Raw genomic sequence first — 8,805 nt, forward strand, 5'->3', positions numbered from 1 at the left:
CCGTCGGCTTATGACCCGGTGACGAGGGTTCAGCGACGCTTGGCGTAGGCGGTGGCGACCGTCAGGAACGTGTCGTTCTCCTCGGGCGTGCCGATGCTGACGCGAACACCCTCACCGTCGAAGGGCCGCACCGAGACCCCGACCTCGGCGCAGGCCGCGGCGAAGTCCAGGGTGGCCTCCCCCGCACGCAGCCACACGAAGTTGGCCTCGGTCGGGGGCACCGTCCACCCGGAGGCCAGCAGGGCCTCACGGACACGCTCACGCTCCTTGACGGTGGTCGCCACCCGTTCCAGGAGCTCGTCCTCCGCGTCCAGGGAGGCGACGCCCGCGGCCTGGGCCAGGTGGTTGACCGCGAAGGGCACGAGGGTCTTCCGCACCGCCGCGGTCACGTGGGGATGACCGACGAGGAACCCGAGTCGGACGGCCGCCAGACCGTAGGCCTTGGAGAAGGTCCGCAGCACGGCGACGTTCGGCCGGTCGGCGTACAGGGCGATGCCATCGGGGACCTCGGGGTCGCGCACGTACTCGCGGTAGGCCTCGTCCAGGACCACGAGGACGTGGTCGGGGACGCGGTCGAGGAAGTCGACGAGTTCCCGTTCCCGGACCGTGGTGCCGGTCGGGTTGTTCGGGTTGCACACCAGCACCATGCGGGTGTCGTCGGTGATGGCGGCGAGCATGGCTTCGAGGTCGTGGGCCTCGTCCTTGAGGGGCACCCGGACCGACGTGACCCCGGACAGCTCCGCCAACAGCGGATAGGCCTCGAAGGAACGCCACGCGTAGACGACCTCCGCGCCCGGCTCGCCGACGGCTTCCAGGAGCTGCTGGAGCAGCCCGACGGAACCGGCGCCGAGGGCGACGTGCTCTACCGGCACGTCGAGGTGGACGGCGAGTCGTGCGGTGAGCTCGGTCGAGCCCGGGTCCGGGTAGCGGTTCAGGTCGACGGTGGCCCGGGTGATGGCGTCACGAACGGACGGGAGCGGACCGTAGGGGCTCTCGTTGGAGGACAGCTTCATGGAGCGCCCGTCGGGACCGACGACCTTGCGGCCGGGCTTGTAGGCGGGAATGGACTCCAGTACCGCCCGCAGATATGGCGATTTCGACTCCGACACCATTGTCCTTCCTCAATACTTTGTGCTAGCCCCGAGACACTCTCGGCAATGAGATGTCCGGGTTGGTCACCGCTCCAAGCGGAAATATCGCACAAACCAGGAGAAACCACCATGCGTTTGCGTCAATTCACCCGCACGGCCGTGGCCGTTTCGGGGGTGGTCCTCCTGGCCGCCTGCGGCGGTCAGGAACAGGATCAGGGCGACGACCCCAACGCGGAGGCCTCCGCGGCACTGCACGAGGCCCAGCCGGTCAACGTCCGGGACGCGACCCTGCTGGCCGAGAGCAGCGAGAGCGGCACCTATTCCGAGCTTGTCACAGTGCAGTACTCCGAGGAGGTGCGGGCCTCCACGGAGCTGGACAAACCCGAGTGCCTGGACGCCGCCAACCGCTGGGGCGACCTGGATTCGGTACGCGACGCGCCCGCGTCCGTGGCCGCCTACGAGTGGGAGCGGGGCTCGGTCTCGCACATCCTCGTCGAACTCGACGAGGAGTCCGCCACCGAGGCCCTGGGGACCCGGCCGCCGGAGACCTGCTCGGAGTACACCGCCACCTATGAGGACGGCAGCAGCTCCGAATACGGGGTCCGCGACCTCGAACTCCCAGAGTTCGGTGACGAGTCCCGTTCCTTCGCCATCCAGGTCACCGACGATGGCGGAGAGAACAACATGTACACCGTGATGTACCGCAACGGCGCGCTGCTCGGCACCACGTCGATCATGGGACCGGGCGACCCCGAGGAGTACGAGCGAATGCTCGTGGACTTCACCGAGGCCGCCGTCGAACGTCAAGGACAGATGCTCGGCTGACCGGCGCCGAGACGCGAAGTCCGGTCAGACCTGGATCGGCTCCCCCTCGGGGTCACCGGGCATCCCTCGCCCGGCCTCGCCCGGAGGTTCCTTGGCCAACGTGTCCGGTCTGGCGACACCCCGGCCCTCGACCTCGTCCCTCTTGGCCGCCTGACGCGGTCGGGGCAGCCTGCGCGGCGGTCCCTGGAGGTCGAGGGTGGTGACCGCGCCGAAGGTGGCGATCACCGAGCCGCTCTGACGGTCCACGAGGGCCGCGCGCACGCCGGTCCGGCGCGGTCCACCGACGCGCACCGCGTAGACCACGTCCACCCGTTGGCCGTGGCGCATCCCGTCGTAGCGCAGGAAGCGCCAGCAGCCGTGCCGCCAGGTGTCCTCGGGTTCGGTGGAGAGCATCACCTTGGCGTTGGTGCGCCAGACGTCGCTGCGCCGCAACCGGCTCAGGCTTCGACGTGGGGAGTGCTCCCGCAGGGCGCACGAGTCGGCACCGACCGTCCGGCCGAGGGCCTCGCGCAGTTCCGGGCTGAGAGCCGCGAGCAGGAGCAGTTCCACCCCGATCACGACGCCGTGGGTCAGGGTGGGCGTGGCCGCCACGTCCCAGCCGTTCGGCGCCAGGCCGACGGTGGTGGCGGCCGCCACCGCGAGCAGGGACGCGCGGGTGAGCGTGCGCCACCCGATCGGTTCGCGGCTCAGACCGCCGAAGCATCCGCAGCCCGCCTCCGGGTCGCGCCTTCGCACCACCGACAGGACAACGACGGAAGCGGCGAAGAGCAACACCGTGAGCACTCGCGCCACCTCGCCGAGCGGCCCGGTGAGGGTCAGCAACGCCACCGCCAGGACCACCTCCAGCAGGCAGGTGAGGACCGTGACGGGACGGCGCCATCCCTGCGGCACCAACACGGCGACTCCTGTGCCCTGCGAACGCGGGGCGGCCTTGGCCACCGCGCCCATCAGCAGCAGCGCCGCCAACAGTGGCAGCTGGACCTCGCGGACCGCTGCGAGGATCTCCGGGAACATCTACTCACCCCTCCTGGTTCGCGACGGTCACGGTCGCGTTGAAGCAGCCGGCCTCCAGCCGCCCGCCCAGGGCGACGAAGGAGATCATGGTGAGGGAGGCGATGCGTCCCGCCGCGTGCGTCCCACAGGACGGGCACAGGTCGCAGAACCAACTGTCGGCGGCGGCGCAGTCGAGGACGGGCACGACCGCCGTCTCCCGGGTGCAGTCGTTGCGCATGCTGAGGGTGGCGCCGGTCGACAGCAACGGCAGGGGTAGGCAGGGGGTGCGCCGGTCGCACCGTCCCTCGTGGTCGGCCCGGTCCAGGGACGGATAGGCGGCACCCGCCGCGTGGGCTCGCGGATCCAGGTGCGCGGAGCGCCCCCAGGCCGGGTCGTACCAGGTGGCGATGCCCTCGATCGTGCTGGAGTGTTCGCGGGTGAGCGGCCTGCGCGGGGCCGAGTCGAGTGGGTGTGGAGGCTGTGTGGTCGCCGGTCGCGCGGCCCAGACCGCGCCACCGCGCCAGACGCCGACGACGTCGAACAGGTAGCCGGGCTCCAGCCGCGGATGCCGGACGGAGACGCGCCCGGACGTGCGGTAGGGCATGACCACGGTGAGCCGAGGACGCCCGTGCCCGGGGTCGATTTCGAGGGTGTCGCCCTCACGGGCGATGATGACCCCGCTCGCACGCGCCGTCTGCGCCCAGACCCGTTCGGCGATCAGCCTCCCGTCGTGCGAACACAGCACCACGGCGTCGTCGCCGGGCCTCAGTTCGGTGGGAAGGACCTCACCGCCGCGCCAGAAGGTGGTGCCCCGTTCGAAGAGGAAGCGTTCCTCCCCGTTCGGGGTGGCCAGGCAGAGCATGTACGAGGTGGCGTCCACGACCACGCCGCGGACGACGCGGTGGTGGACGGGTGTGGGTTCGGGTGCCGCCGCCGAGCCGAGCAACGCCGCCGTGAACCGCCGACGGTCCCGACCACTGTCCATGATCACTGACATGTCCCTCGCGCCCCCTGCCGCCCGACTCGTCCATCCGTGACCCATTGTGACCCCGAGTCGCGCGATCGGCCGTTCACACGCCGACACGCGCCCGCTCGTGTCGATGAAGCGCCCCGCGAACACGACCTGATTCATGTCGCTTTCACGCGGTTTGTCGGCACGTGGTATCAAGCTGCCTGGGCGTTTGCGTTCACTATGTGACAGTTGAGGACCAAAGGCGGACGTACACCGCCGTGCACACAGCGATGCCGCTCGACGAGAGTCAGCGCCACCCGTGAAGGGCGGTGGTCCACGTGACGGGAACGACCCGGACTCCCAATTCCGAAGAGTTCAGCCGCTACGTGTCCGAGCGCGGGCCCGCGCTGCTCCGCATGGCCCGTTCACTCACCAACAGCCACGCCGACGCCGAGGACCTGCTCCAGGCCGCGCTGGTCAAGACCTTCCTCGCCTGGGGCCGGATCGCCGACCCCCGCGCCCGCGACGGATACGTCCGCCGGGCCATGGTCAACGCGCAGATCTCCGAGTGGCGCCGCAAGCGCCTGGACGTCTACCCCACCGACGAGATCCCCGAGCAGCGCGTGGACGACCCGACCTGGCGCAGCGACCTCGCCGACGTCGTGGGGCGCGCCATCGAACGTCTCCCCGAACGTCAGCGCGCCACGGTGGTCCTGCGTTACTACGACGACCTCACCGAGGCACAGATCGCCGAACGCATGGGCGTGACCATCGGGACCGTGAAGAGCACACTCTCCCGTTCCGTGGAGAAGCTGCGCCGCGACGCCGACCTCATCATCGAACGCACCACCGCTTGACCTCCACCATCGGGACCCGGCCGGACTACGGCGCCCCGACCGGGCCACCAGGTTTCCCGATGGTCTGAAGAACCTCGCCCCTTCTCGGACACGACCCCACCGGCTTCGGGAGCCCGACCCACGACTTCGTGCGGGGCCGTTTCGTACAGGGATTCGGATCGCGACTTTCTCCCGAATTCCGCCGCGTCGCTCGATCGTCCTTCTCCCGGCTGCCCGCAGGACGCATCGAACACCCATGCGATGCGGACGGTCCACAACGTCCCGCGGCTCCCCCGAACGGTGGTCGGTCGAAGCATCATCGGCCCGTCCGATCCGCCCGGCCGCCAGGAGGAACCCCGTGAGCAAACGCCACTCCCCCGCCACTCCGCCCCCAAAGGAAGGCCTGGACCTACCCGAACTCACCCCACCCCGGTGGAACCGACACGGCGACGCGATGCTCGACGCCTCCTGGCTCCGGATCGCCCGCCACATGCCCTCGCTCCTCGCCAAGGCCGCCGTTCTGGCCTGGCGGAGCGGCCCCCGCGACGTCGTCACGACCGTCCTGTTCAACCTCGGTTCCGGCGCCGCCACGGCCTGGGCCCTGATCGCCACCACCTCGGTCCTCGGCGAGTTCTTCACACAGGTCCCCACCCCCGAACGAGTGGTCTCCGCGCTCCCCTCCCTGGGGCTGCTCGCCCTGGCGCTCCTCCTCCGAGGCGGCTGTGGCGCCCTCGCCGGGCGCGCCCAGGCCCGATTGGAACCCAGGGTCGTCCTGGCCGCCGAACGGCGCCTGCTGCGCGACGCCACCTCCGTGGAGCTACGGGCCTTCGACGACAGCGAGTTCCACGACCACCTGTTCCGCTCCCACACCCGCGGCTGCGCCGAGGCGGGCACCCTGGTCCGACAGGCCGTCGACCTCCTGACCGGGTCGGTGGGCATCGTCGCCGCGGCCGGGGTCCTGGCCACCCTGCACCCGGCTCTGGTGCCGCTCCTGCTGCTCGCCCTGGTGCCCCAATGGTGGGGCGCCGCGGCCTCCGCCCGGATGCGCTACCGGATGATCCTGGCGTTCACCGAGGGACGACGCCGTAAGTACATGCTCGACCAGCTCATGACCGCTCGGGAGAGCGCGGCCGAGGTCCGTTCCTTCACCATGGAGCACCGACTGCTCTCCGAGTTCGACAGGGTCGCCCACCGAGAGCTGGACATCCACCTGGGGTTGGCCACCCGCCAAGCCGCCGTCCGCCTGGCCGGTGACACCGTGAGCGGTCTCGTCACCGCCGTGGTTTTCGCCGCGCTGGCCCTGTTGCTGGTCCAGGGGGCCGTACCGATCGCCGTGGCCGGGGCCGCCGTCGTCGCCGTCCGCGTGGCCCAGGGGGCGCTGGCCAACGCCCTACACGCGATGAACCAGGTGTACGAGTCGGGCCTGTACTTCTCCGACTTCGTGGCCTTCCAGCGGGAGGCCGCGGATCGACTGCCACGCCCCGGCCTGCGAACCGCCCCGGAGGGGTTCGACCGGATCGAACTGCGCGACGTGACCTTCGGATACCCGTCGGGCGAGGGGCCCGCCCTGGAGGATGTGAACCTGACCCTCCACCGGGGTCGGACGATCGCCCTGGTCGGCGAGAACGGATCCGGGAAGAGCACCCTCGCCAAGCTGCTCTCCGGCCTGTACACACCACAGAAGGGCGGTGTGCGCTGGGACGACACCGACCTGTCCGAGGTGGACGGGGTGAGCCTTCGCACACGGATCTCCGTCATCGCCCAAGACCACACACACTGGCCGTTGACCGCACGCGGCAACACCGTGATGAGCAGCCCGGAGGACACCGAACGCCTCACCCGCGCCGCCGAGGCCGCCCAGGCCGACCGTGTCGTGGCGGGTTTCGAGCACGGTTGGGGAACCCTGCTGGACAAGCGATTCGCCCACGGCGTGGAACCTTCGGGAGGGCAGTGGCAACGGCTCGCCGCGGCCCGTTCGTTCTACCGAGGCGATGACGGCGACGAGGTTCCCCTGCTCATCGCCGACGAACCCACGGCCGCCATGGACGCCCGCGCCGAGCACGGATTCTTCGCCTCCGTCCACACGCACGCCCGGCGCACCGGTGCCACGGTCGTTTTGATCACTCATCGCCTCGCCTCGGTACGCATGGCCGATCACATCGTCGTGCTCGAACACGGCCGGGTGACCGCCCAGGGCACCCACACCGAACTCATGACCGCCGGTGGCCTGTACCGGGAACTGTGGGAACTCCAGGCGGATTCCTACCGCGTCTCCGACGTCCCGGAACCCCGGTGACCCTGATCCACAGGGGAGACCGGAACATCCCGGTCTCCCCGCCCCGGATCCGTCCGGAGGGTTCGTTTTGCGCCCGGCCCCCGCGCTCTGTAGTCTGGTCGCAGCCAGGAGGATTCGCCTAGAGGCCTAGGGCGCCGCACTGCTAATGCGGTTGGGGGGCAACCCCCTCATGGGTTCAAATCCCATATCCTCCGCTTGATGAGAGGGGTCTCGTGCTTCGGCGCGAGGCCCCTTCGCTTTACCCGAAACCACTCCGGGCTCATCCAGGCGGGAACCCGCCCTCGTCGATGGGCCCGATCCCATCGGATCCGTTGGCGGGGCGTGGCGGGCCGAGTGTTCGCGTGACCGACGCTTCGGGTGGCCTCAGGCCGATCTCTCGGCAATGGAGTGGTAGGCGCGTTCTCGGCCTTCGAGGGTGTCCGTGACCATGGCTCCGAGGCTGTTGTGGATATGGGAGCGCACCAGCCCGGCCGCGGCGGCGCCGTCGCCGACGATGACGAGCTCCAAGATCCTGTGGTGCTGGTTCAGGTCTATCGTGCGCGGCTCGGCACCCGCGGGCAGTTCCAGACCGATCCGCCGATAACGGTCCGCCTTGTCCCACAGGTCGTCCAGAAGCCTGATCATCACGTCGTTGTGGGAAGCGGCGTAGATCGCCCGGTGGAAGGCCCGATGCGCCGCGATGGCCTCCTCGCCCCAGGTGCGGGTGACCGGCAAGAGCTCATCGGCCGCCGCCTGCATGGCGGCGATCTCCCGTTCCGTCCTGCGTAGAGCGGCGAGCTCGGTGGCGGAGGGTTCCAGCGAGAAACGGACCTCCAGCAGTTCACGCGCTTCGGATGCGCTCATGGGCGCCACGCGAACATCTCGGTGGGCGTCCATCACGACCCAGTCCTCGCTGGCCAACCGTCTCACCGCCTCACGCAGAGGGGTGATGCTCATCCCCATCTCCTCCGCCAGTTCGTACTGCGACAAACGTGACCCCGGGGCCAGCTCACCGGAGGTGATGCGACGGCGCAGCTCGGTGTAGGCCAGCCCGCCCTTGCTGGAGAAGACGTTCGCGCTGGTCATCGTGACCTCTCTCACAGGATTTCCGCCCACGGGCTTGTGGCCCTCGTCTCGGCCAGTATAGGCTCCGCATAACTTATAAGAGTCTTATAAGATCTATCTTCGCAGGAAGAGTGCTATGCGAATCGTTTCCGCCCACGTGGGGACCATCCCGATCAGCTCGTCGATGCGCAACGCGTACATCGACTTCAGCAAGATGGACTGCACGGTCCTGGCGCTGGTCAGTGACGTACTGGTCGACGGCGAGCCCTTGGTGGGTTACGGCTTCAACTCCAACGGGCGGTACAACGCCACGGCCATCCTGAACGAGCGGATGCTGCCGCGGCTGCGCAACGCCGCGGCGGAGGATCTGCTGGACGAGGACGGCGAGCTCTCTCCCGCCCAGGCGTGGGACGTCATGATGCGCAACGAGAAGCCCGGTGGGCACGGTGAACGCTCCGTCGCCGTCGGCGTGGTGGACATGGCGCTGCACGACCTCGCCGCCAAGGCCGCGGGTGTACCGCTGTACCGGTGGATCTCCGATCACTACGGTGACGGCGACCCGGACAAGGACGTCTTCGTCTACGCCGCCGGCGGCTACTACGCGCCCGGCAAGACCCTGGAAGACCTGCAAAACGAGATGCGCGGCTTCCTGGGCTCCGGGTACGAGATCGTCAAGATGAAGATCGGCGGCGCCGACCTGGCCGAGGACCTCGATCGCATCGAGGCGGTCATCGACGTTCTGGACGGCGACGGGTCGCGTCTGATGGT

7 protein-coding genes, 1 tRNA gene and 1 pseudogene are annotated in these 8,805 nt (G+C 69.3%); 5 read left to right on the forward strand and 4 right to left on the reverse strand.

Going from position 1 to position 8,805, the window contains the following annotated elements; all coding sequences use genetic code 11:
- Positions 1-29: 29 nt before the first annotated feature.
- Complete coding sequence (gene hisC, locus ABZ717_RS20755) at positions 30-1,112, reverse strand: histidinol-phosphate transaminase (protein ID WP_358513006.1); 1,083 nt, start codon at positions 1,110-1,112, stop codon at positions 30-32.
- A gap of 108 nt (positions 1,113-1,220) precedes the next feature.
- Between hisC and ABZ717_RS20760 the strand changes: the two genes are divergently transcribed.
- A complete protein-coding gene (locus tag ABZ717_RS20760; RefSeq protein WP_358513008.1) occupies positions 1,221-1,916 on the forward strand; it encodes a hypothetical protein in 696 nt (231 codons plus the stop codon).
- Positions 1,917-1,940: 24 nt separating this feature from the next.
- Here ABZ717_RS20760 and ABZ717_RS20765 read toward each other — a convergent pair whose 3' ends face one another.
- Both ABZ717_RS20765 and ABZ717_RS20770 read right to left on the reverse strand, forming a co-directional pair.
- Entirely contained in the window at positions 1,941-2,930 is a 990-nt protein-coding gene (locus tag ABZ717_RS20765; RefSeq protein WP_358513010.1) for a MauE/DoxX family redox-associated membrane protein, read from the reverse strand.
- Between the two features lie 4 nt (positions 2,931-2,934).
- A complete protein-coding gene (locus ABZ717_RS20770; protein ID WP_358513012.1) occupies positions 2,935-3,906 on the reverse strand; it encodes a hypothetical protein in 972 nt (323 codons plus the stop codon).
- 284 nt (positions 3,907-4,190) lie between these two features.
- Here ABZ717_RS20770 and ABZ717_RS20775 point away from each other — a divergent pair, with 284 nt between their 5' ends.
- The 3 genes from ABZ717_RS20775 to ABZ717_RS20785 all read left to right on the forward strand — a co-directional run bounded on the left by ABZ717_RS20775 (position 4,191) and on the right by ABZ717_RS20785 (position 7,187).
- On the forward strand, positions 4,191-4,718 hold the full coding sequence (locus tag ABZ717_RS20775) for a SigE family RNA polymerase sigma factor (protein ID WP_358513014.1): 528 nt from the start codon (positions 4,191-4,193) through the stop codon (positions 4,716-4,718).
- Positions 4,719-5,055: 337 nt separating this feature from the next.
- Positions 5,056-6,993 (forward strand): ABC transporter ATP-binding protein, encoded by a 1,938-nt coding sequence (locus ABZ717_RS20780; RefSeq protein WP_358513016.1) that lies wholly within the window; start codon positions 5,056-5,058, stop codon positions 6,991-6,993.
- A 107-nt stretch (positions 6,994-7,100) separates the two neighbouring features.
- Positions 7,101-7,187 (forward strand) — tRNA-Ser (locus ABZ717_RS20785).
- Positions 7,188-7,356: 169 nt separating this feature from the next.
- Here the strand turns inward: ABZ717_RS20785 and ABZ717_RS20790 are convergent.
- Positions 7,357-8,058 (reverse strand): GntR family transcriptional regulator, encoded by a 702-nt coding sequence (locus ABZ717_RS20790; RefSeq protein ID WP_358513018.1) that lies wholly within the window; start codon positions 8,056-8,058, stop codon positions 7,357-7,359.
- A 115-nt stretch (positions 8,059-8,173) separates the two neighbouring features.
- On the opposite strand from ABZ717_RS20790, the pseudogene ABZ717_RS20795 reads away from it, so the two are divergent.
- Positions 8,174-8,805 (forward strand): annotated as a pseudogene (locus ABZ717_RS20795) (mandelate racemase); the annotation flags it as partial.

Source organism: Nocardiopsis sp. NPDC006832, assembly GCF_040635885.1.
GTDB lineage: Bacteria > Actinomycetota > Actinomycetes > Streptosporangiales > Streptosporangiaceae > Nocardiopsis.

What these genes read in the sequence shown, in the direction of transcription:
- ABZ717_RS20765 (WP_358513010.1), bottom strand. Translation starts at nt 2,930, where the DNA reads ATGTTCCCGGAGATCCTCGCAGCGGTCCGCGAGGTCCAGCTGCCACTG.
- ABZ717_RS20760 (WP_358513008.1), top strand. Translation starts at nt 1,221, where the DNA reads ATGCGTTTGCGTCAATTCACCCGCACGGCCGTGGCCGTTTCGGGGGTG.
- hisC (WP_358513006.1), bottom strand. Translation starts at nt 1,112, where the DNA reads ATGGTGTCGGAGTCGAAATCGCCATATCTGCGGGCGGTACTGGAGTCC.
- ABZ717_RS20770 (WP_358513012.1), bottom strand. Translation starts at nt 3,906, where the DNA reads ATGTCAGTGATCATGGACAGTGGTCGGGACCGTCGGCGGTTCACGGCG.
- ABZ717_RS20790 (WP_358513018.1), bottom strand. Translation starts at nt 8,058, where the DNA reads ATGACCAGCGCGAACGTCTTCTCCAGCAAGGGCGGGCTGGCCTACACC.